General features: G+C 59.3%; 18 protein-coding genes. 4 read left to right on the top strand and 14 right to left on the bottom strand.

Going from position 1 to position 23,910, the window contains the following annotated elements:
• Window positions 1-42: 42 nt before the first annotated feature.
• From O7A60_RS13615 to O7A60_RS13580, 8 genes are all read right to left on the bottom strand, one after another.
• A complete protein-coding gene (locus O7A60_RS13615; protein ID WP_337106757.1) occupies window positions 43-2,508 on the bottom strand; it encodes an RTX toxin in 2,466 nt (821 codons plus the stop codon).
• A gap of 109 nt (window positions 2,509-2,617) precedes the next feature.
• A complete protein-coding gene (locus tag O7A60_RS13610; protein WP_337106756.1) occupies window positions 2,618-4,123 on the bottom strand; it encodes a lipopolysaccharide biosynthesis protein in 1,506 nt (501 codons plus the stop codon).
• A gap of 260 nt (window positions 4,124-4,383) precedes the next feature.
• Window positions 4,384-5,262 carry a sulfotransferase family protein gene (locus O7A60_RS13605; RefSeq protein WP_337106755.1) on the bottom strand — a complete coding sequence of 293 codons (879 nt, stop codon included), beginning with the start codon at window positions 5,260-5,262 and terminating at the stop codon, window positions 4,384-4,386.
• Window positions 5,263-5,467: 205 nt separating this feature from the next.
• On the bottom strand, window positions 5,468-6,838 hold the full coding sequence (locus tag O7A60_RS13600; protein ID WP_337106754.1) for a polysaccharide biosynthesis/export family protein: 1,371 nt from the start codon (window positions 6,836-6,838) through the stop codon (window positions 5,468-5,470).
• A 127-nt stretch (window positions 6,839-6,965) separates the two neighbouring features.
• The gene (locus tag O7A60_RS13595; protein ID WP_337106753.1) at window positions 6,966-8,186 is read right to left on the bottom strand and encodes a glycosyltransferase; all 1,221 of its coding nucleotides are present in this window, start codon (window positions 8,184-8,186) and stop codon (window positions 6,966-6,968) included.
• A 189-nt stretch (window positions 8,187-8,375) separates the two neighbouring features.
• A complete protein-coding gene (locus O7A60_RS13590; protein WP_337106752.1) occupies window positions 8,376-10,007 on the bottom strand; it encodes a nucleoside/nucleotide kinase family protein in 1,632 nt (543 codons plus the stop codon).
• 379 nt (window positions 10,008-10,386) lie between these two features.
• Window positions 10,387-10,947, bottom strand: a complete 561-nt coding sequence (gene nusG, locus O7A60_RS13585) for a transcription termination/antitermination protein NusG (protein WP_337106751.1) — start codon at window positions 10,945-10,947, stop codon at window positions 10,387-10,389.
• Between the two features lie 14 nt (window positions 10,948-10,961).
• Complete coding sequence (locus O7A60_RS13580; RefSeq protein ID WP_337106750.1) at window positions 10,962-13,217, bottom strand: GumC family protein; 2,256 nt, start codon at window positions 13,215-13,217, stop codon at window positions 10,962-10,964.
• Between the two features lie 253 nt (window positions 13,218-13,470).
• Here O7A60_RS13580 and O7A60_RS13575 point away from each other — a divergent pair, with 253 nt between their 5' ends.
• From O7A60_RS13575 to O7A60_RS13565, 3 genes are all read left to right on the top strand, one after another.
• Window positions 13,471-14,061, top strand: a complete 591-nt coding sequence (locus O7A60_RS13575; RefSeq protein ID WP_337106749.1) for a hypothetical protein — start codon at window positions 13,471-13,473, stop codon at window positions 14,059-14,061.
• Window positions 14,062-14,510: 449 nt separating this feature from the next.
• Window positions 14,511-15,218 (top strand): Crp/Fnr family transcriptional regulator, encoded by a 708-nt coding sequence (locus O7A60_RS13570; protein ID WP_337106748.1) that lies wholly within the window; start codon window positions 14,511-14,513, stop codon window positions 15,216-15,218.
• Between the two features lie 720 nt (window positions 15,219-15,938).
• Complete coding sequence (locus tag O7A60_RS13565; protein ID WP_337106747.1) at window positions 15,939-16,373, top strand: hypothetical protein; 435 nt, start codon at window positions 15,939-15,941, stop codon at window positions 16,371-16,373.
• Window positions 16,374-16,513: 140 nt separating this feature from the next.
• Here O7A60_RS13565 and O7A60_RS13560 read toward each other — a convergent pair whose 3' ends face one another.
• From O7A60_RS13560 to O7A60_RS13535, 6 genes are all read right to left on the bottom strand, one after another.
• Complete coding sequence (locus O7A60_RS13560; RefSeq protein WP_337106746.1) at window positions 16,514-17,254, bottom strand: ribonuclease activity regulator RraA; 741 nt, start codon at window positions 17,252-17,254, stop codon at window positions 16,514-16,516.
• A 22-nt stretch (window positions 17,255-17,276) separates the two neighbouring features.
• Complete coding sequence (locus O7A60_RS13555; RefSeq protein ID WP_337106745.1) at window positions 17,277-18,440, bottom strand: mandelate racemase/muconate lactonizing enzyme family protein; 1,164 nt, start codon at window positions 18,438-18,440, stop codon at window positions 17,277-17,279.
• Window positions 18,441-18,471: 31 nt separating this feature from the next.
• Entirely contained in the window at window positions 18,472-19,569 is a 1,098-nt protein-coding gene (locus O7A60_RS13550) for an ABC transporter ATP-binding protein (protein WP_337106744.1), read from the bottom strand.
• 10 nt (window positions 19,570-19,579) lie between these two features.
• Complete coding sequence (locus O7A60_RS13545) at window positions 19,580-20,470, bottom strand: carbohydrate ABC transporter permease (RefSeq protein WP_337106743.1); 891 nt, start codon at window positions 20,468-20,470, stop codon at window positions 19,580-19,582.
• On the bottom strand, window positions 20,467-21,426 hold the full coding sequence (locus tag O7A60_RS13540) for a carbohydrate ABC transporter permease (protein WP_337106742.1): 960 nt from the start codon (window positions 21,424-21,426) through the stop codon (window positions 20,467-20,469). The genes O7A60_RS13545 and O7A60_RS13540 overlap by 4 nt, the downstream gene beginning before the upstream one ends.
• Window positions 21,427-21,503: 77 nt before the next feature.
• The gene (locus tag O7A60_RS13535; RefSeq protein ID WP_027145842.1) at window positions 21,504-22,982 is read right to left on the bottom strand and encodes an ABC transporter substrate-binding protein; all 1,479 of its coding nucleotides are present in this window, start codon (window positions 22,980-22,982) and stop codon (window positions 21,504-21,506) included.
• 184 nt (window positions 22,983-23,166) lie between these two features.
• On the opposite strand from O7A60_RS13535, the gene O7A60_RS13530 reads away from it, so the two are divergent.
• On the top strand, window positions 23,167-23,877 hold the full coding sequence (locus O7A60_RS13530) for a GntR family transcriptional regulator (RefSeq protein WP_337106741.1): 711 nt from the start codon (window positions 23,167-23,169) through the stop codon (window positions 23,875-23,877).
• Window positions 23,878-23,910: the final 33 nt, after the last annotated feature.

Genomic DNA, 23,910 nt, shown 5'->3' with positions numbered 1-23,910 from the left:
GACGCCCTAACGGCTGACTTGAAGGCGCGAAGCCGTGCCGGATCAGGCGATTACCCAGTCGTTCAAATGGAATTCATAGATCTTGCCGTCGTTCTCGTTTGGATCCGTGTTGTTGTCCACGCCCCGATCGACGATATAGAGGCTCATATGGTGGCTCGGATCGTCGCTGCTCGGCGCCAGCGCCAATCCGGCCGGTTTATGCGCGTCGGCCGCCGAGATATCGAGCGTGCCCAGCAGATCCCCGGTTGGCGTTATCATTGCCACCGAGGTGCGTGACACGATGACGTAAAGCAGGTCGTGGACCGCATCATACGCGAGGCCCCCGTCAGAAGGGTTTCCGAGCGATTGTACAGAAAAGCTCGTCACGACATCATCGCCACCCGTGCTTGGGACGCCGTCGAATTTTCCGTTCTGGCCGGGAGCGATGGTGTAAATGTTATGGTTGGAGCCATCCTCGAGATAGAGCACTCCGCGTTTTGTGTCGTAGGCAAGAGCCTCCGAATCCTTACTGCCGAACGCGGCGGTCTTGAATGAGGTCACGATATCGTCGGACGTATTGTAAAGCCCATCCTTGCCTGGGTTCAGTTCGTAGACGCTCTTCGTACCAGTGTCGTCCGAGAAGAAGAGATGGTGGTTAGCCGGATTATAAGTGACCCCGGCCGGCTCGTCCGAGAAGTTGATGGTACTGAGCGTTCCCATAAGATTGCCGGCCAGGTTCATTTGGTAGAGATTCTTGCCGGTAAAAATGGGCATTTCATCGACTTCACTGTCGGCAACCAGCAGCGTGCCAAGGTGAGAAATATAGACGATGTCAGTAGGATCGGGGCTCGGCGGCGACCACTGCGAGGTCAGGATGGTATGGGCCAGGGTCACCGATGTCGGCAGCTGGCTGCTACCGGTGACGTCAACGGTGAAGGTGTGAGTATCGAAGCTGCCGTCGGACGAGGTGGCTTTGACGTGGAAATTGATTGTCGGTTCGGACTGAGCGTTGAGCGTGCCGCTGCTCGATCGCGTGATGACGCCGGTGCTGGAATTGATGGCGAAGCGCGAGTCGTCGATCGTGTACGTGACCGTCGAGCCGGCATCGGGATCACTGGCCGAGGCGGTGATGCCGACAGCCGTGCCGGCCGCGGCATTCTGGAGAATCTGGTTGGCTGCGGTGTTGGCGTCGGGCGGAGCGTTGAATGCGACCGATTCCGGGCTGTCGAGTACGGCGAGAGTGAAGCTCTTGTTGGCGGTGCTGCCGTCGGAGGAGGTCGCCGTCACCGTCAGGTTGATGGACGGCTGGGTCTCGAAGTCGAGTGTGCCGACGGCCGAGCGCGTGATGACACCGGTGCTGGAATTGATGTCGAAGCGCGCATCGTTGATGCTGTAGGTGACGCTCGATCCGGCATCGGGATCGGTGGCCGAAGCAGTAATTCCGGTAGGGGCACCGGCCGCGGCGAGCTCGTTAATTTCGTTGGTGGCTGAATTGCTATCGGCGGGTGTGTTGAAGGCCACCGGCTTGCCGGATCCTGGCAAGAGGTATTCGACGTGCAGCAGCGGCGCACTGGCGGGATTGTACTCGTATGAATCGGCAGTGCGCGTCCCGGTGCCGCTGATCACGAAGGCCATGTCGTTGAGCGCCACCCAGCCGGAGCGGTTGACGACCTCCTGGACGATAGCCGTAAGGTCCGGCGTGCGCTCGGCAAGGCCATGTTCGCCCACGATGGTCCACGGGTCCGGTGTCCAGGCGGTGGATGCCGTCGTCCGGGGAAGCGAGGAGACATTGAAGGCGGCGCTGGTGAAGGGGCTGGCGTCGTCGGTGTTGTCGCCCTGGATCAGCAGCGAGGCCGCGCCGGTTTTCACCTCGTTGGCCTGGAACTGGATGTAGGCGCTGGTAATGATGGCACCCTTAGGGATGTCGATGCCGGTGAAGCGAAGGCCGACGGTCTGGCGGGTGCTGCCGTCATAACCCAGCTCCAGATCGCTGATGTTGGTCCCAATCGTACCGGAGCCTTTCTCCTCGACGTCGTCGCCTGCGGTCGCCACCCTGGTTTCGAAAATCGGGTCGATCGCACTTGAGCTGGCGGCGAGGAGGCTGCTGGTGGCGACAGCGCCCCCTGTCGGGACCGCGCCGGTGTCTGCAAGGGCAGGGGCGGTGTAGGTGATGCTTCTGTCCGCATGATTCCGGGAGCTGTCGACAAAGGTGCTGTCCAGATGGATGGCAAGTCCAGCCGGCACCTCGGCCTGTCCGGTGAATTTCAATCCGCCATCGTCTCCCGATGGCGGGATGATCCCATGCCCGGAAGTGAGATCGAGCTTGCTCGCGGCTGGTTCCAAGTTCGGAGTCTGGCTGCCCTGGCCGGTTTCGGCAGCAAGCCCCTCGCCAAGATCCGAGAGCACATGACCCGTCTCGTTGCTGCTCGCTTTTCCGCTCGGCTGGGTCCAATTGTCAATGTTCAGCCAGTCGCCGTCAATACCGAACTCAATCAGGTGTTTCGCCCCAAGCTCAGTCAGTTTAGCCATGTTGGATTTCCTTTCCCCAATTTCCCGTGCTTAAAACCGGCATATCTCGGGTCGCGAATGGCCACCGCATCGCGGGCGCACGAAAGCCGCGGCCGGAATGTTCTGCTGGTCAGTCTGTTGCCTTCTTCATCCTGGGCCAGGCAGGCGCCACGGCCGCGAGCAGGCGCAGCAGCGACAGCCCGTCCCGTCCAAGGAACAGCGACGGCAGGATCCAGCACAGCAGCAAGCCTCCGGCGGATGCCAGCAATGCCGTATCGATGAGCAGGGGAAGAGGCGATAGATGGAATTCGCGCAGCCAGTCCACGACTGCCCAGACGCCAGTCCCGACAACACCCGCGAGCGCGAGCCCGGGCAGGTGCGCCGCAAGGAAGTCCCCCCATGTCATGCCGGTCACGCGGAGGCTCAACTGTGCCATGAGGAAGAAGTTGATCCCGAAGGCCGCGCCGACGCCGAATGCCACGCCTTCTATGCCCCAGAATTGCCCTATGAGGGAACCCGCGAAGACGCCGATGGTGAAAACCGCCTGGCGCCAGGCACGAGCGTAGACCGTCCCTGTTGCGCGCGAGACGGAATCGCTAAGCTTGTAGCTCGTGCGGAACAGCATGCTGAACGCTAGAATCTGGAGCGGCGCGACTACCCCCACCCATCCCCGCCCGAGAATGACCGCAACCAACTCCGGCGCGACGATCGCTACGACCACACTGGCCGGCAGGACCAGCAGAGCGCAACCCGCGACCGCGCTGCGATAGGCACGAGCAAGCCGCGCCGGCTGCTCCTGGACCAGAGCCATGGTCGGGAACAGCACTCGATCGAGAACCTGCCCGACGATGACCGCCGGCGTCGTCATCAGCTGTGACGACAGGCCATACAGGCCAAGCGCATCTGCCCCGAGCCAGCGGCCCACGACAAGCCTGTCCGCCTGGGTGGCGAGGTAATTGCATATCCGGGCAATGGTGAAACCGCTTCCGAAATAAAGCAGCTCGACGGTGGCGCGGCGTTCCAGCAAAGGTAGCATCGGATGCGGCTGGCCGGCGAGCAGCACGACCATGCGGATGAATTGCTGGATCAGGAGCGCGCCGACAAGGGCCCAGATACCGAAGCCGAGCCAAGCCAGTATTGGACCGGCAACGACGTAGCCAGCGGCGAAGGCGCAGGCGTCGACGAGCGCCAGCCAGCGGAACCGCAGCGCGCGCTGGGCCGCGGCCAATGCCACCATGGAAGCGCCTTGGAAAAGGAACACAAAGCAGATGGCACGAACGATCGGAGCAAGATCGGAGAGCCGAAGCAGACCGCCAATTGCCGGTGCCATCGCCCATACCAGGGCGGACACAACAAGGCCGAGGAGGCACGACAAGGTGAACCCTACCCGAAGATGTCGTTCTTCCAGGACCGGGCGCTGGACGATTGCGGGGCTAATGCCAAGTCCCTGGAAGATTGCCGAAAACTTGATGACGATCAGCGCTGCGGAGTAAAGGCCGAACTCATTGGGCGAGAGCAATCGGGCCAGGACGAGAAGTGCGACAAGCTCGGCGACCGCGAGGGCGCCCATCGACAGGGCCGTCCAGAACATGCCCACGACACTCTGTTTTGCCAGCCCCCGCCGGTTGTTGCTCACATCTCTCTCCACTCGTCGGCCGGTTCAAAAAGGCGACCACTGCGTCCATCCTGGATCCGCCGGGCCGCAGGCGATGCTCGGCGATGCGCCCGCGATCATCGGCGCCATGGTCATTTTCGTCATTGCCGGGATGACGGCGTAAGGGTCATCCGTGCCCTTCGACACTCAGCTTCACCGCACCTATTTTGCAGTTGCGTGATCGCATGAGGTCATCAAGGGCGCTCGGCAGCGGTCTCGCTTGCCCGCCCAGCGCGCCTTCCCTATTGAAGGAGCGGGGGGATTTCGTAGCGATAGAACTCCATCTCATCCCGGATCTCCGGTATGATCGCCGTCAAATCTTTCCGTTCGAGGCGGAGCCACTTCTGCTGGCGGCCGGGATCGATCATCTCCTTGGCCTTGTGGACGATATCGTCAGTACAGTTCAGCCCGCAATGCTCATAGATTCGCCGCAAGACCAACTCGGGGTCCTGTATCAAATCCTCGTAGCGAAAAGATAGAACGCGGCCATTGCCCAGCTTGGCGAGATCTTCGCGAGCCTTTCGATTGCCGCGCGCCCACTGGCGCGCGATCACCGTCAGTTTCTCGTTCTCCTTCAAATCCCGATCTATCCCGTTGTACCGTGGCCCATAGATCGATGTGTATTTTTTCCCCAGCAGCCTTTTTGTGACCACCTGCTTCAGAACGTCCCTTGCATAATAATGAATCTGTGACACGGGCGTCATCTTCAAGAGACGTATTAGACCTTTTAAAGATTTAGCTCGCTGCCATTTAAGTTCCATCGAGCTTATGTAAGAAAAAGGATTTCTCGTTATATAGAGAAATATCCCGTCTGGAAATATCTTGTGAACAAACGGCACCCGCAGGACATTGGCAGGCGTATTTTCCATGATCTGTCTGTCGCCGTGTTGCGACTGATATTCAAGGAATCTGCCGCGAATGTAGCGAGCGACCCTATCAGTAGCGTCGGTTTCGACGAATTCGTCATGACGCCGCGCCGGATCGGCGTATAGCCACACTGTTTTCGGCTCGTACCAGGTAACGATGTCGGGGTGCAGCCCGATTAATTTTTGTGCGATTGTGGTTCCAGACCGATAGTTGCCGATCAGGAAAATCGGAGGTTTCAGCTCTGTTGCTGTCATGACAGGTCTCCGTCTCTAAAGGTTAGCCAGGATCGCGCCAACCGGCGTGAAAAGCTCCGCCGCGCCGCTACTGGTCTCTGAACGCACGCATGATCTGGTCCCTCAAAGGTCCGCCCGATCATGGCCCAACGAACCCACGATCGTTGCGGAGCGAGGCCGCAGCCTGAAGCGAAGCCGTGACCGAGGAAGCGGGCATGTGTTCTTGCTATTGACCGATAAGGCTTGGCTGAAGCGCCGGGCCTTTCGCATTCGGGATCGCCGTTGTTCCGGAAGTGTCCGGGGCGTAGAACCCTTTGTTGGCCACAATCGAGACTTCGATGACGTCGCCAGCTCTGACTTCCGTGTTTTCATCCGCGACGATGTCGTGGGCGGCTTTCTGGTCGCGCCTGAAGATCGAAATCTTCACGGAGCCTTGCAAGTCGTCGAAGGTCCTCTGTTCGCCATATGTAAATATAAAGAGAAGCTTGTCGGCGACATACCTTATTTGACTTTGAATTTTCCCCAGCTCGACCTGTGTGTCTTGGGTCTGCGAGATCAAGTCCATTTCATAACTCTGCTTCTTTTTTCGCAGCTCGCTTTCAGCGGTCAGCATCGCCTGCTGCGCCTGCTCCTGCTGCAGCTCGGTCTGCGAAAGTTCGGCGCGATAGCTGGTATGTGCTCGTTCGGCCGTCATGACATTGGAATTGGTGACCAGGCCTTTTTCCCGCAATGACCGGGCAGACTGCAGTTCCTCGAGTTGAATGTCCGCGGTCTTTTCCCGTTCCTTTCGAGTGGCAGCGACCATATCCGCTTCCTTCCTGGCCCGCTCCAACGAGACATCAAGGTAGGAAATGTCGTCCCGATATGCGGCAAGGCGCGCGTCCAACTGCGCTTGTTCGGATGCTACGATGTCGTCAATCAAGTGGACGCCAAACTCGACTGGCGGATCCGGCGGGGCAACGAAGGATTTGTCCTGTCGGCTTTCCGCCTGGAGCCGGGCAAGCCGAACCTTCAGACGGTATTCCTCAATCGCCAGACCTGCGCGCGCACTGCGTAGATCAGCTATTTGCAGCGCCGGCTCCGTGTTTCCCGCGGTCGTAGCCCGAAAGCCGCCTGCTATGGCGAGTGCATGGCGAACCGTAATGCCGGGTTGAAACGGGTACGATCCTGGATGAGCAACCGTCCCGGAAATAAAGAATGGCCGGTACTGGCCGATCTCCACTTTCACGTAGGGCTCGAGGATGAGCTTCTGCTGCTGGAATGCACGCTGAATGGCCTGCGAAAGGGCAACGCTGCTGAGGCCGCGGGCTTGGACATCACCCAACATGGGAAGTGATATCGAGCCCCGATCATCGACCACGACTTCCAGAGGATAGGCTGTCTCGCCAATCACGGATACTCGCAGGACGTCTCCGGTGTCGAATGTATAGCCATCGGCACGGGAAGCGTCTGCCGCGAGCAGAACAATGGCAATGGCGAGGCCACCAATCATTGCGAGCATGCGGCCGGCCACGGGGCCGGATCTTGGAAATAGCCATCGGGACCAATCCTGCAGCGAAGGCTTGGATGGAAATTGCTGGTTGGCACGCAAACGCATCGTCGTACTCCCGTTGTCATGCTGCCGTCAGGACCAGTCGACATTCATCGGCGGAACGTCACGGCAGGTATTCGTTGTCGAGAATTAAGCCTTGGAAATCCGGGCTCCGTCGAAGGAGCAAAAGGGATCAAAATCCGTGCAGTCCTACGGTCTGCTTGGCGAGGCCATCGCGAATTCGCGGGTCATTCGGCCTTGCGGCTGAGAGAGCCGACTCAAGAACGGACTGATAAATCGACTCGACCCTGTCGCACATGGCATCCATCCCCCATGACGAAAGGTCGGTGAATTTCGCGCTGGCAGCCAGTTGAGCGCGATAGCGCTCATTTTGCAGAAGGTCGGCGATCGCCGCCGCTGCGGCGCCAACATCTTCTGCTGGCGTCACAATTCCGTTCACGCCATGCTTCACCACTTCTTCCACGCCCGGCAGGTGCGAGACCACGCTGGCTCGACCACCCGCCAGATACTGCATTACGACCCGAGGCAGTCCTTCTCGCATGGACGTCAGAACACATACATCGGCCAGGCTGATTAGTCGTTCAGGCTCACAATGGTAGCCGATCATGCGAACGTTGTTTGCGAACGGGGATCGTTCAATCGCCGCTTCAACAGCGGACCGAGTCGGCCCTTCACCGGCTAGGATCAGTCGCACGTTTGGGATTCGGTCGACGACTTGCCCAAATGCTTCAATGAACTCTACATGGCGTTTTCTCGGTTCCAGTGCGGCCAGCATAAGGATTACCGGTGGCTTAGGCTCTCCGGCGGCCGTTCCCAGGAGCAGATGCGGCTCCTGCGGCCATTGCGCGTTCGCGAAGCGTGTCAGATCGAAACCGGAATGGACGACGTGGTGCTGATCGGGACTGCCCAAATGATTGGCGATGCAAATGTCTCGCATGGCCTGGCTGACATCGATGAAAGCGCGCGTGACTTTCGCGGCCAGGCGTTCGGCAGCCAGGAACATGAGCCTCTGCGCGTTGCCCACATGCACGAAAGGTAAAATGTGCACGCCATGTACGATGCAACGGACATTGGCTTCCTTGGCGGCAAGGCGACCGACGATCCCGGCCTTGCTTTGATGTGTGTGCACGATGTCAGGTTGCCAATCGCGTAGAAGGCGAGTGAGTTGCCCGAATGCGGAAATGTCACGGGATGGCGAAATCGAGTTGATCAGTTTTTCCAGAGTCACCACCCTGATGGCTCCGGCAACCGACGCCCGTAATCCAGCATCGTATTCTTGGCCGTGAACCAAAAGCACTTCGTGGCCATGCCGCGCCTGAGCGAGACAGCAGGCCAATGTGTTCTCTTCGGAGCCTGCCCGAAGCAGTCTGGTGAGCACATGAACAATCTTCATTTGCTTATACCTCAGGGGACATGAATCCGGGCGGCGCATCCGGGTGAGCGAGCGCCTGAAGGCGGAGCGTTGAGGGCTGCTCGGCGGCTTCCTTGGCGCGGCCTGGATTGGCTGTTGCTTGGCGCGATCGTGGCAAGCTGGCCAGCGCGTCTGCTGTGGTGAATGCCGGCGTTAAGCCGCCAGCTGTTCTTAGAAGGACAACCAGATATGCCTGAACAGTTCCTGGCCGACCGCCTCTATGCCGGCGCTCGCGTCAATGGTTCGGATGTTCTTGTCCCTGTCTCGCAACTCCGCCATCAGCGATAGCCGCGCATCGAACGCTTCCTTCCTGATCTCTCCCGGCTTGCGCTGCTCGGAGACGGCAAAATCTGAAACGAGATGCAAAGTGAGTTGTGGCCGGCATTCTGCCATCTTTTGATAGAGCCTTTGCTCGAGGCGGGCGAGAACCGACAGGCCGGGGACGGAGAAGAGGTGCGGTGGGACGGTTGGCCCGTCCAGATATCCGCTACACAGCGCCTGCGGCCACCTGTCACAAATGACGATCAGGCCGCGCGTAGCCCATCGATGCGCACGTTTCACGACAGCGTATCGCTCTAATGCGATCAAGACTGCCCAGAATGCCAGCGCGGCAGCGGCGAGTCCTCCCTTCGACCAATTTCGGCTGAAGGAATTGTTGCCATCGTGCTGGGCCAACGACTTTAGACGGCGTCTGTAGGGAAAAACCAGAGTCTGCAACGCCTTGCGGAGCCACCACCCATTGCCGTCTCCGATTCCGACATATGCTTGCGCACACCCGAATTTCCATCGAAATATCCGTGTCAGCCGATCAGCTTGAGTGCTCTTTCCCATGCCATCAGGGCCGACGAGCGCCACTACAAAACCGCCAGCCGCAGGCCGCCTCTTTGGTGGGAATGTGCCGGGCATCAGGCGCTGAAGGGACCTCAACGCCAGATATGAGGTCTTGCGGGCCAGATGAACGCCGGCATCGGCGATCCCGTAACCTCCTGTAAAACCGCAGGCTTCACGGATTGAACGCCGGAGTCTGGCAAGATCTCTGCGGTTTGCCATCAAACCGTCTACGCTTTGCAGAAACCTGCAGCTCGCCAGTCTGCCGCCGCCAAGCGTGTATTCCGCGACACCCAAGCCTTGCTGGCCTGACGGAAGTGGCGGGCGTGCAAACTGGTCCCTCCAACCACCACCGACGGTGATCCACTGTCGCCAAGGCAATGCCCAGGTCCGGAAGGCGAAGCGGGCAATGGTTATTCGAATCTCGTCCTCGGGTGAGACGACTGGAATCGACACCCCATCCACACAAATCGACTCCCATCGTGTAATCGCCGCATAGTCGAATACCGGATATCGCTTGCGAAATTCCCAGCCGACACGGATCCCGATATGCATGTCGAGATGGAGATAGCGGCCATTTGGAAAGTCAGGCAGGAACCAGTCCTCCCGGCCGGCACAGACATTGTCGTAGCAAGACAGGCTCACGCTGCGACAGCCGTGCAGCTTGCTCACGATCGAGCAGAAGACCGGGTAGTCGTGCTTGTCCAGAAGGAGATCCAGGTCGTCGCGGCCCGCAAGTCCGCTTTGCAGGGATGCGAGATCCTGAATTATTCCGTACTTCAGGCCGCTCTCATTGAATGCTCGAAACAGTTCGATGGCGATCGGGAGGGCCGGGACTGTTTCGAGGGGCAGCAAGGAGGCGCTTGCGTCGGTTTGAGAAACACCGGCATCTGCTTTGTTGATCGACGAGCTCGCCCCAACAACCCTGGCTGGCGCTGGAACATTCACCCCCGGCGTCAACGCTTCGACCAGCATGCTTGCCTTGGCTTTTGGAACCCAGCGACGATATTGTTGCGGCTGCAGGCCGTCCCGAGGCTCTCCGGGATCCGTCGGACGGTAGCTTCCGGGTTTGGATTTACGTGAAGGTTGCAAGGGGTTTCCCCTGGTTGATCGCGTCGAGCGTCATTCGCTCATCGTCGCCGGTCATCGTATCGGCGAGGTATATCCAACCTATTGGCGCTGATTTCGTTGAGACGCAGCACCCAATGTTTTCAACGCCGGCCTGCAGCCTTGGATGTCGCCTTGCAAGCTGCCGCATCGAGGGTGAATTGGGTGCCAACTCATCCTTCCTTTGCCGGGTGGTTTCGGCGTCTTTCGAGCAAAAAGATATTATACGAAAACTAACGTATAGAATTCAGGATATAACCGAAAGTTTATCTCGGTCGATCGTGATTGGAATCGAACGATTCATTATATCAAGAAGAATTTTGACTGCTCCAGAACTTCCTACATGATCAAGAACGCCAAGCTGTTCCGAAAACGGTCCATCTATGATTCGAATTCTTTGACCTGGCCTCAATAAGATATCGGGATGCAAAATTCCGTCGTCGTCGGTTGCGGCTATCAGGGACTCGATCACGCCGTATGGCGCCGGGACCGGCATTCCTTTGCTCATGACAAGTCTTCGCACGCCGACGGTCGAGTTGATCGGGTACCAACTTTGCTGAGCAGCCAGCGAGACGAACAGATAGCAGTCGAAATACGCACTGGCCACGGTTCTGACAATGCGAGCGTGGCGAACGGTTCGCCTTCGCTTGGGCAGGTATGTTCGGAAGGTTTGCGATAGCAGGTGCCGCTCCGCCAAGCTCTCGGAATGTTGGTGCGTCTGGACCACGTACCAACGCGCAAGGTCCCCGCCGTAAGTCTTTCCAACCGGCTCCGGGAAGCGATCATAGTATAATTCAGCGTGCTGCATGGCGAAACATTTCTCTAGTTGAGATAGTAACTGTCCGAAACACTACTTTCGAGGGACGTGTATCGGCCATATTTTGGCAGCTTTGGTTCGTCCACCATTGTCAGGGCGATGCCGGCAATCTTCGATCGACCGCCAAGGTGTCGAATTCCTTCTGCAACGGCCTCGCGCGCGGTTTCGCGCCACTTCACGACAAAGAGGACCTTGTCGACATACCGCGCCAGGATCGTGGCGTCGGCCGCGGCTCCAACAGGTGGTGCGTCAACGATCACCGTATCGAACTTTCCGCGAAGCTCTTCGAGAACCGAGCGCATCCGTGCCGAAGCAAGAAGGGCAGGCGGGTTCCGGGTCCTTGCGCCCGCAGGGAGCAGGGATATCCCCGAGCGTTCGTCCAGATGAATTGCGTTTGCTGCCTTCACCGGCAACGTCAGAAGGTCGACTAGGCCGACCTTGTCTGCCATGCCGAAGAAGGCCGTGGTGGCCGAAAGCCGCAAGTCCGCATCGACGACCAGAACCCGTTCGCCGTCGGCCGCTGCGGAGCAGGCCAAGCTCAATACCAGGGTTGTCTTTCCTTCGCCGGGCATCGCCGATGTCACCAGCATGAGGCGCGGCAAGCGGGCCTGGTCGGGCGTCGCATCGATGCCCAGGCGGAGCCGCCGCACGGCCTCGCTAAACCTCGATAGCGGTCTGCGCTCGAGATAAGCCACAGGTTGAGCTTGGGACTGGGCGTCTCTCGACCAGCCCGCCATCCGTGGGATGGATGCAAGAACCGGAACGGACAGCTCTTCCTCTATCTGCTTCTTTGCCAAGAAGCCGGAAGCGAAAAGTTCACGAAGAACGGCGCCTGCGCCCCCGACGAAGAAGCCGAGCACAAGTCCCAACGCCGCGAATAGAGGCCTGTTCGGAAAGCTTGGCGAACCCGGAATAACCGCATCGGTTATCACGCGCACGCCGCTGTTCAGCAGGGTAGACTTCTCCTCGGTGAGCTTGGCGCGTGAAAGGAATGTCTCAAACAGCTCCTTGTTCGCGGCCGCAATCCTTTCTAGGTCGCGCAACTGCACGCCAACCTGACCTTCGACTTCGGATCGGTTGGATACCGAATTCAAGGCTCGGCTGAGAGAAGCTTCCCGGGCCTCGGCAGCGTCCACTTCATTCTTCAGATTGCCGATAAGACGCTGGACTTCGGCGGTAATCTGCCCCTCGATGTCGCGGCGCTCGGCTTGCGCCGCCAGGACATCCGGATGCCGATCGCCATATTTCAATTTAAGGTCGGCTTCCCGCCGTGTCACTCCAGAGATCTGGGCCCGAAGCGCGCTGATAACCACGGACTGCAAGACGTCCGGCATCGACTGGATGTCGCCTCCGCTAGTCAGCAATTTGTCAACTTGTTGATATTGTGCCCGTTTCTCCGACAATTCGGCGCGTGCGGTGATTAATGCGACATTCAATTCAGACAGCTGCTGATCAGTCAAACTGCCTGCTGGCGTCGCCAATAGATTGTGATCGATCCGAAACTTCTGGACAGCTTGTTCCGAAAGGCTCAGTTCCGCTCGCAGAGATGCGGCCCGCTCACTGAGCCATGTGGACGCTTTCCTGGCCCCTTCGTAACGGGACCTTACTCGATCAGCGAGGTAGGCCTGGGAGATTGCGTTCGCCAGCGATGCTGCTTTCCCCGGGTCGTAGGCGGTCACCGAGATCTCAATAACATCCGCCAATCCGACACGCGAAACCCCAAGGGCGCCCTGTAGCCATATTAATGCCCCCGGCCCGATCTTCGGGTCTTCCGTCAGTTTTTCGCTGTCGACGACCTTCTGAAGAAGCGAGGCGGATCTCAGAACCGCAATCTGACTTTCGATAAATGTCGAATTGTCGGCAAAATCAGAATTGGAATAATCCTGCGGGGTCATATAGTCGACCGGGGAATCGAGTAAGACTTGTGCGACGCCCGTGTAGGATGGTGGAAGGAGATAAGCGGCGGCGACAAATAGGGCAAAGGTGATTACAGCAATGCTGCACACAAGCTTCCAGCGGCGGAGAAAGAAATCAAGAATCTCCCGCACGTCGAGCGGCAGTAATTCTCTGGTCATGGTCGGACTGTCAATTGAACTTGCCATTGCCGAATCCTTAGCGATCAACAGAACAACGCCACCCTTCAGCGTCGGCTGAATGTGCTTCACTTCAAAATTGTTTTGGGCAGTTGCCTGTGAGGCGCGATGAGGCTGCTGACAGGGTTCGCACCCGCCATCCGGCATGTCAAAATCGCTTCCGCCCACCAACGATCGCGTCGCCGGTCAGCCGAAAACATAACAGCTTCGCGCACACCGCCGCCATTACCATTATTGAGTAGTAATTCGGCTAAAGGTCGATCTGGTCTACCCGATGAGCCTTTCAGACCTTAGGACGTTCGCAGGGACATCTATCGCTCGTCCGGGTGCTCTATGACGCGACCACCGAGCCGGCGCGCGGGACGGCCTACGCTCCCACACGACGAAGAGGCCGGCCGGCCCCGTTTGTTTCGAGGTTGATATGGACACTTACAGCGACATTGTTCCGGGACTTGTAGATTGGGCGGTCAACAGACCGTTAGCCATTCTGATGCTGTCTGCAACCTGGCCGTTGATGCTTCTTCTAAACAAGGGCCGGTTGCTGGGCTATGGTGCCCTTGCCTTTTTTATTGGAGTTGGGGCCTTGATCGTGTTCGGCATCGAAAGCCCCGCAGGAGCAGCTATTGTCGTGCTCGCCTACAGTTTGCTGGTTTCAGTTGCCCTGATTTCCACCAGCAGGCGACTTGCCGAAATCGAAAATCGCCTTGCGTCCGCCATATCGGTGCTCGATGACCTGGAGGTTGCCGAGGAAAGACGGCAGACCTACAAGGCCAAGCATCCCTCGGCTTCGCGGCTTCGCCGGAAACCGGCAGCTAGAACAATGGAGTCGGTGGTTGCGGGGGGCATGACAGAGGGTCTCGAAAGTGGGACGCAGGTGATCCCTGGGCCTCCTTGGCAAGAGTTCCAACCGCTAGATCCGACAGTGGGATCGGCGGTTTCGGCATTAACTCAACCAACAGGATCCGACGTTCTTTCAGAAGAAAAACGTCGAACAAGACTGGTGTCAAGTTGAGTAGGTCTGCCTTGCGGTAGTTTCGCGGGCGGCAGGGTTGCTGCTGGCGGACCCACGGGCTACTTGCAGAAGTCGATCCGGTAGAGATCATAAGAGCCGGCTTCGGCGGAGATGCACGGCAGCTGGTTCGTCACAAATCCTTGCCGATGGACCGCACCGCTGCCGAGCGGAACAAAGGTGCCGCGGCCAAAACAATGAAAATCGTGACCCCCGACTGGCCCAGTGCGCCTGACGCTCTTGGCTTTCCGCGCTGTACCGGCATGAGTGGCCCCAGCAGGCATTGCGGCTCTTTATGACCTTTGCTGCATGCTGATATCCTCCGAAGGTGGTAAGGTAGTGCCCAACGGTGGTAGGTTGCGCCTCCATTCGGATGAAACTATAAATGGAACTTTATATGTAGCTGGTAGTTTGGACCTGAGGGACGATCACGGCTGGGGTAATCACACAAAATGAGCTTATCAAAGCAGGCTCTTGGATTGGCGAGGGAGCCTACCCTTGCTGAACCAATTTCAGAAATGGGAATCTCAGTACTGCCTGGAGCTGTCCGGCGCCTTTATCCGGCGAACACGACGATTGCACGGGAGTATCAGGCTAGATCCTTTATCCTAGTTATAACCGCGGGGTGGGCCGCATTCGCCAAAACGCTGCGGAATGGCTCTCGTCTCATCGTCGATTTTGCGCTCCCTCACGAAATTGCCTTCATCGAGTTCTGCGGAGACGGGAGCGAGACGGTAACGGCTCTCTCGGACGTGACCGCGATCGAATTGACGGGTCCGGTCCATACATGTTTTTCGCGCTATCCGCCGTCCATTTGCGAGGCCATCATGCTGGCTGAGGCACGGCGGTACTCAAGGATCACCGAACATCTGGCGGGAGTCAGTAGAAGAGGACCTATTGAACGCACGGCTCACCTTCTCCTCGAACTGGGCTGCCGCGCACATAGATCGGTCACAGGTTATCCGCAGCGCTTTGAATGCCCGCTGACCCAGGCCCAGTTGGCCGACGCGTTGGGGCTGTCTGCTGTGCATGTAAGTCGCGTGTTGAAGGATTTGCGAGAAAACGGGCTGGTTTCGTTCCGCAATGGTGTGGTCGAGTTGCATGACCACGCGGGACTTATCAAAATAGCTGGATTTGATCGGTCTTACATTTCGAGTTGATGGCGAATTCCGGTCTCAACTGCGCACCGGCCCTCGCCGAGGGTCAACTACCGAGCCGTAGTCGATGCAGAGCCGTAAAGGGAAATGGCCGGTGCGGAGGGGCAGCCTTCCGGGGACGTGAAGACCGCACCGGCCACTGCGGCGGGCTTAACGCTACGCACCCGTACTGGTCAATCTAACGCATCCTTGCAACCAGGCAATTACGCCAATCGGTGGTGTCCAGGTCAGGGAAATACAGAGGGAATCGTACGCCCTCCGTCTTGGCGAGTCTCTTTTCTAGAGCGATTTGTGGTGGCCGATACTTCGGTCGATGGCACATTTCCTATCGGGAGGTGCGCTATCAGTGCACCCGTCTGACGGTATGGTTGCGGAAGCTCCGGCTAGCTTGTCGGTCGCTGTCCCTGGCCAGGGGCGCCGCAGATCGTCGACGCCTCGGCCATGAACCCTTCCTGTCACCGCCATACGCAGGTCGTCGACTTGGGCGTAGCCGTCATGCTGCCGCGATCGCCTCAAACCAGGCCTGTCGGAGGCCACAACATCGATCATGATACCCCTGCGCATCCCAACTTCCGCAAACACAGCGAACACGCTCCTCCGTCTCAATCGGTCAACTAGGCGCGTCTAGTTCTTTTGCGTTGTGACCTCATCCAAGTAGTCGAATGGACTGGACGCCATACAAGGCCGTAACTTTTTTGTTTGGCTGCGGGGTTGGGAGGTCGTATGACCATACCGTTACAAATCAAAGAGTTGTTGGAAATCGAGGCGTACCGGCGAACCATCAAGATGCTCGACCACGCCTATGACGTCGACCTGGCAAATGCTTGCACGCCTGTGGAGCGGGAAAAGGCTCAGTACCGACATTATTGGGAAACATTACTGTACTATGAACAGATTGCAGAGATAAAAACGCGGCGGCTCATCCGGAAGGCGGAGCGTCTCAATCTGTCGATCGGCCCCGCGGACAGCGACAGCCCAATGTGGAGGAGATCGTCTCAGCTAAACAGCTGGATACTTACGACGGTTGGCTGTTCTGAAGTACAAAAAATAATCCGCAAAGAATACAAAGATCGACGAGCGCGAGACACTACCTGGGCTGGCGTAATCATCGGTCCACTCACCCGGCTAGCATCTGTTTGGCTGGTCGAGCGCGGGTAGCCGTACAGCAGCCAACGCACGCTCCCAGTCATGATCGCCGAGAAGGCGGCGGACATGATCCTATTTGGATCGCGCCGACAATGTTCTGGCGACGTGCGGCTGCCTGCATTGGAGGGGCATCCCATGACCTCGTCCGTTCATCAGAGTTTCAGGTTGGTTGTCCGCCAAGCTTCATACTCATCGTTCGCACTTGGGTGCAGCGGATAATAGCGTTGCAACGGCCCGCCCTCCATGAGTTTCATGCGCGAAAATTCCTCCCAGTCGTGATGCTTTTGGGATTCCTCGATCACCTTTGCGGCCATTGCGACGGGCAGCACGACCACCCCGTCGTCGTCGGCGACGATGATGTCGCCGGGGATCACCGTGACACCGCCGCAGGCAATCGGAACGTTGACGGCGTTGGGATAGATGCTGGTTTGCACATGGTAGTTGGGCGTCCAGCCGCGCAGCCATAGCGCCAGATCGAGCTTTTCGACGTTGGGCCGGTCACGCATGCACCCGTCGATCACGATACCCGCGCCGCCTCTGCCCTTGAAATACGTCGACATCATATCGCCGAAGACGCCCGAGCTCATGTCGCCGCGCGCGTCGACCACGACCACGTCGCCTTCCTGCGCGTGGTAGAGCACGTGTCGGTGCAGTTGCGTCTCCGGATCGGCATATTCTCCCTCGGTGAAGAGGTCCGGCCGCTGCGGCATGAATTGCAGCGTCAGTGCCGGCCCGACGATCGACTTGCCGTGGTTCTGCGCCACCGGGCCGACCATGTGCGGATTGCGGAAGCCCATATGGCCAAGCGTGCCGGCAACCGTCGCCGCGCCGATCTCCCTTAGCGCGTCGATCAGATCCTTGGGCGGCCGCGTGATGTCGGAAGTATGCGTCATTGTGGACTCCGATTGAAAGGAACTACCAGTTCGTGACAGAACCATCGCGGCGCTTGAGGTGGGGTGCTTCCCAGAAACGGAAGCTCTGCGCCTGGACCGCCTCTTCGTTGACCTCGACGCCGAGCCCCGGCAGATCGCTGACGGGATAGTCGGGGCCGTCGAGCCGCGGCTGTACCGGGAAGAATTCGGAATTGTCGAAGCCAAGCTTTGCTTCGGGCACCCTGGTCTCGAGCCACGCGAAGTTGGGTACCGCGGCGGCCAGATGCACGGTCGCGGCCGTGCACACCGGACCAAGCGGGTTGTGTGGTATCAGGTCCACATAGTGCGCCTCGCTCCAGCCGGCGACTTTCATCGCTTCGGTGAACCCGCCGACATTGCAGATATCGAGCCGGTTGAACTGGTGGATACCGCGCTCGATGTAGGGCAGGAACTGCCACTTGCTCGCAAATTCCTCGCCGATGGCGAAGGGGATGTCGGTCATGGTGCGCAGGGACTCGTAGGCCTCCGGCGTCTCGTCGCGTATCGGCTCCTCGAGGAAATCGAGCACGCCGCGGTCGAGCTTGTTGCAGAAGCTCGCTGCCTCCGCCACCGACAGCCGGTGGTGATAGTCGATGCCGAGGACGACATCGTCGCCCAGCGCCCGGCGCGCCTTGTTCAGCATGCTCGCGGTAGCGCCGATCGACTGGCGTGGCTCGAAGATGTCCCTGCTGTTTTGCCCGGCGGGAAAGAAGCGGATGGCCTGCCAGCCCTGCGCACATAGCTCGCGGGCCCGCTCGATGGCAATGTCGCCCTCGGCCTCGTCTCCGGTCGAGGCGAAGGTGGGGATCCGGTCACGCTGTTTGCCGCCCAGCAACTCGTAGACCGGCACCCCCAGCGCCTTGCCCTTGATGTCGTGAAGGGCGATGTCGATGGCGGATATCGCCGCCTGCAGAACTCGCCCGCCTTCGAAATACTGGCTGCGATAAACCTCTTGCCAGATGCGCCCGATCTGCATGGGGTCGCGGCCGACCAGGAACTCGCGATAGTGCTCTACCGCGCCGGCCACGGCCTTCTCGCGTCCGCTCAGGCCGCTCTCGCCCCAGCCGAATATGCCCTGGTCGGTCTCGACCTTGACCAGCATCTGGTTGCGCGTTCCCACCCACACTGGATAGGGCTTGATCGCGGTGATCTTAAGCTTCGTAGTCATCCACGCCCACGTTCCACACGCATCCGCCTGCTCAGCTGGCCTCGAGGGCCATTTCAGTTTCGCCGTCGAACAGATGCATCCGCTCTTGGTCGAACTCGAGCCAGATCCGCTCGTCGGGCGCGACGGCAATGTTCGGCGGCACGCTGACGTTGACGACGGCGCCGGACAGGAACGCCTGCACGAAGGTGACGTCTCCGGTTGGTTCCACCGTGTAGACCTTGGCCGGGATGCTGCCTGGCGCCGCACTCTTGTGCAGCTTGATCGTCGAGTGACGTGCGCCGAGCACGACTTTTTTGGTCGTTGCCTTCGTGACCTTCTGGACGTTGCGCGGCGAGAGCCCGAGGCTCCAGCCCTCCGCGCTGGTCAACACGGTACCGCCCGGTGCCGTCGATGCCTCCAGCGGAATAAGGCTCATCGCCGGGCTGCCGATGAAACTGGCGACGAACATGTTCACCGGATGGGCAAAGACCTGCGCCGGTGAATCGTATTGCTGCAGGAAGCCGCCGTTCATCACCGCCATCTTGTCGGCCATCGTCACGGCTTCGAGCTGGTCGTGCGTCACATAGATGATCGTCGCCTTGAGGTCCTGATGAAAGCGCTTGATCTCCGACCGCATCTGTACGCGCAGTTTGGCGTCGAGGTTGGAGAGCGGCTCGTCCATGAGAAACACGGCGGGGTCGCGCACAAGGGCGCGGCCCAAGGCCACACGCTGCTGCTGGCCGCCCGAAAGTTCGCGCGGCTTGCGTTCGAGCAGGTGCGTCATGTCGAGCACGCGCGCCGCTTCCTTGACCTTCTTGTCGATCTCGTCCCTGGGCAGTTTGCGCATCTGTAGCGGGAAGGCGAGATTCATATAGACCGACTTTTGCGGATAGAGCGCGTAGTTCTGGAACACCATTGCGATGTCCCTGTCCTTGGGATCGAGATCGTTGACCACCCGTTCCCCGATGACGATGTCGCCCGATGTGATCGGGGTCAGCCCCGCGACGAGATTGAGCGTGGTTGTCTTGCCGCAGCCTGAAGGGCCGACGAGCGCAACGAACTCGCCGTCATTGACCGTCAGCGAAACGTCGTTGACGGCCTTGAAGTTGCCGTAGGTCTTGACGAGATCTTTGAGGACCACGTGGGCCATCGGCAACTCCCTAATGCTTGACCGCGCCTTCTGTCAGGGCGCGTACGAAGTATCGTTGCAGGACGAGGAACAGCACCACGACGGGCACGCTCATCATGAAGCTCGCCGCCATCAGGCCCGGAAAGTCCGTCGTGTTTTCCGAGAAGAAGCGCTGGATGCCGACCGGCAGCGTCAACTGGTCGTTCTTGGAGAGGAAGGTGTAGGCGTAGATGTACTCGTTCCACGCGCCGATGAAGGAATAGATCGCGGTGGCGATGATCCCCGGCGTCGAGAGCGGCATCACGATCATGATGAAGGCCTGGAACCGCGTTGCCCCGTCGATGCGTGCCGCCTGCTCGAGCTGCACCGGGATATTGTCATAGAAACCCTTGAGCAGCCAGATCGCCAGGGGCAGGCCGAAGGTGAGGTAGGTCAGGATCAGCGAGCCATGCGTGTTCACCAGCCCGATCGCGCGCATCAGGATGAAGAGCGGCACGAGAAAGATCACTGCCGGGAACATGTTGCGCAGCAGCACGGCGAAGAACAGGAAGTTCCGGCCCGGGAAAGTGAAGCGCGAAAACGCATAGGCCGCAGGAACAGCCACGATCACCGAAAGGATTGTCGTGACGGTCGACACGAACAGGCTGTTCCAGAAGAAGCGCAGGAAGTCCTGGCCGACACTGTTCTGCGGATCGAGCAGCTTCTGGTAGCTGGCAAGCGTGGGCTCGTCAGGCCACCATTGCGGCGGGAATTGCGTCGCCGCGAAGCCCGACTTGATCGAGGTGATCAGCATCCAGATCATCGGCAGCGCTGTGTAAAGCAGCATGAACAGAAGGAAGATGCGCCCGGCCCACCGCCATCCGTCGACGCGCATGCGGCGACGGGTCTGGCCTCGAGAGGCTGTCTCGGCGATCGTGCTCATGCGCCACCCTCTTTCCGCTCATTGCCGCTCAGCGCACGGACGTAGAAGTAGCCCAGCATCATCAGGATGAGGAACAGGAGCACCGAATAGGCCGATGCCACGCCCCAGCGTTGCCGGCCGAAGGCGAGCTCGTAAATATGGGTTATCCAGATATGCGATGCGTTCGATGGTCCACCTGCGGTCATGATCCAGGGGATGATGAAGGAATTGAAGTTGGCCACCGCAAGCAGCAGGATCGTCACCACCGAGACGTTGCGCAAGTGCGGGAAGGTGACGTGCCAGAAACGCTGCCATGCATTGGCCCCGTCGACTTTCGCGGCGCGCAACAACTGGTCGGGCACAGTCTGCAGGCCGGCCATCATCATGATCATGGCAAATGGAAACTCGCGCCAGATATTGACGACGATCAGGGCGGGGAGCACCGTGCTGACGTTGTCGATGAAATTCGGCGGCCGGTCGGTCAATCCAAGGCCCACGAGCACCGCGCCGATGATGCCGAAATCCGAATGGTAGATCCACTTCCAGATATAGGAGGCGGCGACCGCGCTGATCACCCAGGGAATGATCAGGATGGCACGCAGGATGCCACGGCCGACAAAGTCGCGGTGCAGCGCCAGCGCCGTGGCAAACCCCAGGACAAAGGAGATGAAAGTCGACCCGAATGTCCAGATCAGGGTGTTCCAGGTGACTTTCCAGAACACCTCACTGGTGAGGATGGTGGTGTAGTTGTCGAAGCCGATGAAGGTCTTGTCGCGGAGCTGCAGGCCGGGCGGCGTCTTATAGAATGACAGCTCGATCGTGTAATAGATCGGATAGGCGATGACGACGAGCATCACGGCGATCGCGGGGAGCACGTATGCGTAGTCGGCGCGATGGTCCCAGATATTCCGCAACGCGCCGGACCTGCCGGGTTGCGATTTTCGGCGAGCCTCGGCCTTGCCGGTCACGATCGTCACTGTGGCGTGCCCTTGTTCTTCGGGATGAACCGGCTGCACTCGCGGTGCAGCCGGCCAGATCGGAGGTCAGGTCCGGACTAGAGTCCGCCCATCAGGTCTTTCACCTTCTTGGCCGCGTCATCCGCTGCCTGGTCGACGGTCATCGCTCCGGTCAGGGCATTCTGCAGCATGTCCGGGACGATGATGTTCATGATCTCGGGCGACTCCGGCAGCGCCGGGAACGGGATCCCATACGGCAGCATCGAGGTCGTGACATCGAGGAACTTGATGTGGTCCAGACGTTCCTTCATCCATTTGGTCTTGAAGCCGTTGAGATTGCCCGGGTTGGAGCCGGCATAGGCCATCTTCAGCGACCATTCCGGGCTCGTCCACATGCAGATGATCGCCTTCGCGGCCGGCTCGTCCACCTTGCCGCCCTCGACATATTCGGGCTTCAGGATGTGAATGTTCGAGCCGCCGAACACGACGGCGCGCTTGCCGTCAGGGCCGGTCGGGATCAGGCCGTAGCGCATATTGTCGATGACGGTCTGCGCCTTCTCCTTGTCGGTGCCCGTCGCCTTTGCCTGCAGGTCGAGCATGACGTTGTAGTCGGACGGGTGCGAGATCATCATGCCCAACTGGCCGGCGACGAACAGAGGCTGGTTGTCGGCCTGCTGGTTGGTAAGTGCCGAGACCGGAACCGACTTGTCGCGGACATACATGTCGTATGAGGCTTGCAGCGCCGCCTTGCTCTGCGGGCTGTCGAGCTCCACCTCCTTGTAAGTCGGGTTCGCGGTGGCTTCGTCGAAGACGCCGCCGCCATAGGCCCACAACTGCGGCATGAAGCGATAGGGCGTATTGCCGGCATTCTTGCGAGCCACGAGGCCGTAGCCTGCAATGCCGAGCTTGTCGTGGATCTGCTTGGAATATTTGACGACGTCGTCCCAGGTTGCCGGAGCCTTGTCCGGATCGAGGCCCGCACGCTTGAAGATGTCGGCGTTCCAGATGAACGCCATCGTCTCGTTGTTCGTCGGTATGCCGTAAGTCACCCCATCCCAGGTCACGGCCTTCATGGCGCCGGGCCAGAAATCCTCGGTCGAATAGCCGACATCCTCTGGTTTGAGCGGCTGCAGATAGCCCTTCGAGGCGAATTCGGTACCACCCAGGATTTGCAGGCGGACCGCCATCGGCGCGGCATTGCCCAGGAGTGCCGTGCGGAATTTGTCGAGAAGGTCGTTATAGGTGAGGGCCTGTTCCTCGAGCTGGATGTTCGGATAGGTCTTGCGGAAAGTCTCGAAGAAATCCTTGTAGTACTGGCGCAGGAGGTCGGGATCGCCCTCGAACACGCCCTGATACCAGAAAGTCAGTCGCCCCTTGTAATCGAGCGGGGTGACCTTACCGCAATCGCCGGCCGTGTCGAATTCCTGTGTTCCGGCGATGGAGCGCACATATTCGGGCGACCATTTGCTCAGGTCGACCGGCGGCGCACCCAGCGCCGATGTGGACATAAGCGATGCCGCCAAAACACCGACGACAGTGCCGCGCAGGACCGCACTGCCGAGCATGATCCTCGTCATAGGTATCCTCCCTGGTTCTCTGCCCTGCGATCGCGAGGATGGTTCTTTCAGTACAGTGTATCCTCGCGATCGCTTAGTACGTTTTCAGATCGTGGATTGCCTGTCAACGAGCCAGATCGTACATTGTATACGGAAACTGTGCGTGATATCGGACAGACTGTGTATTAATTTGGGGAGCCGGCTCTTGGCCGAAACAAACGATTTTAAAGCAAAGCCGCCTCCGGGGATCGACGCCATCGGAGCCTCCAGCGAGGGCGCCTCCCTTTACGAACTGATAAGGGAAGACATCATCGAGGGACGGCTCGCCGCCAACGAACGGCTTGTCGTCACCGATCTCGCGCGCCGCCACGGCACCTCGACCAACCCCGTGCGCGAGGCCCTGCAACTGTTGCGGGGCGAGGGGTTCGTCATCTTTTCTCCCAATCGCGGGGCGCGTGTAAGGCCCATCGATCAGGACTTTGTCCGCGACATCTACGAGATCGGTGTTCTGATCGAACCAGCCTTGACGCGATGGTTTGTGGGCATGGCCACCGGCGAGGACATCGCCGAACTGGAACGTATCCAAGGCCTGATTGAAGAGAACAACTTTGCCGACACATTCAGGCACAGTGAGCTGGATACCGCCTTTCACACCGTGATGTACCAGCGGCACTATAACCGCCATGCCGCCGAACTCTGGTGGAAGCATCGCGAAGTGCTGCGAGCGGTGAGCCGACGCTTCAATTTCACGCTCGCGCGGCGTGCCGCGATCATTCGCGAACACCGCGAACTCATTGCGCTCATAAAAGCGGGAGAGGCAGACAAGGCAGCCGAACTCATTTCCCGTCATGTCGAGGGTTCCGGCCGGCATGTTCTCGAACACATGCGTGCGCGCAACGCCGCTCGGGCCGGATAGGACGAGGGTCAGGTCTGGAACATCGTGGCTGAC

The sequence above is a fragment of the Mesorhizobium salmacidum (SeqCode) genome, from assembly GCF_037179605.1.
Taxonomy (GTDB): domain Bacteria; phylum Pseudomonadota; class Alphaproteobacteria; order Rhizobiales; family Rhizobiaceae; genus Mesorhizobium; species Mesorhizobium salmacidum.
This window is presented reverse-complemented; position numbering and strand designations above follow the sequence as displayed.

What these genes read in the sequence shown, in the direction of transcription:
- O7A60_RS13615 (WP_337106757.1), bottom strand. Translation starts at nt 2,508, where the DNA reads ATGGCTAAACTGACTGAGCTTGGGGCGAAACACCTGATTGAGTTCGGT.
- O7A60_RS13605 (WP_337106755.1), bottom strand. Translation starts at nt 5,262, where the DNA reads ATGACAGCAACAGAGCTGAAACCTCCGATTTTCCTGATCGGCAACTAT.
- O7A60_RS13600 (WP_337106754.1), bottom strand. Translation starts at nt 6,838, where the DNA reads ATGCGTTTGCGTGCCAACCAGCAATTTCCATCCAAGCCTTCGCTGCAG.
- O7A60_RS13595 (WP_337106753.1), bottom strand. Translation starts at nt 8,186, where the DNA reads ATGAAGATTGTTCATGTGCTCACCAGACTGCTTCGGGCAGGCTCCGAA.
- O7A60_RS13590 (WP_337106752.1), bottom strand. Translation starts at nt 10,007, where the DNA reads ATGCTGGTCGAAGCGTTGACGCCGGGGGTGAATGTTCCAGCGCCAGCC.
- nusG (WP_337106751.1), bottom strand. Translation starts at nt 10,947, where the DNA reads ATGCAGCACGCTGAATTATACTATGATCGCTTCCCGGAGCCGGTTGGA.
- O7A60_RS13575 (WP_337106749.1), top strand. Translation starts at nt 13,471, where the DNA reads ATGGACACTTACAGCGACATTGTTCCGGGACTTGTAGATTGGGCGGTC.
- O7A60_RS13570 (WP_337106748.1), top strand. Translation starts at nt 14,511, where the DNA reads ATGAGCTTATCAAAGCAGGCTCTTGGATTGGCGAGGGAGCCTACCCTT.
- O7A60_RS13565 (WP_337106747.1), top strand. Translation starts at nt 15,939, where the DNA reads ATGACCATACCGTTACAAATCAAAGAGTTGTTGGAAATCGAGGCGTAC.
- O7A60_RS13560 (WP_337106746.1), bottom strand. Translation starts at nt 17,254, where the DNA reads ATGACGCATACTTCCGACATCACGCGGCCGCCCAAGGATCTGATCGAC.
- O7A60_RS13555 (WP_337106745.1), bottom strand. Translation starts at nt 18,440, where the DNA reads ATGACTACGAAGCTTAAGATCACCGCGATCAAGCCCTATCCAGTGTGG.
- O7A60_RS13550 (WP_337106744.1), bottom strand. Translation starts at nt 19,569, where the DNA reads ATGGCCCACGTGGTCCTCAAAGATCTCGTCAAGACCTACGGCAACTTC.
- O7A60_RS13545 (WP_337106743.1), bottom strand. Translation starts at nt 20,470, where the DNA reads ATGAGCACGATCGCCGAGACAGCCTCTCGAGGCCAGACCCGTCGCCGC.
- O7A60_RS13535 (WP_027145842.1), bottom strand. Translation starts at nt 22,982, where the DNA reads ATGACGAGGATCATGCTCGGCAGTGCGGTCCTGCGCGGCACTGTCGTC.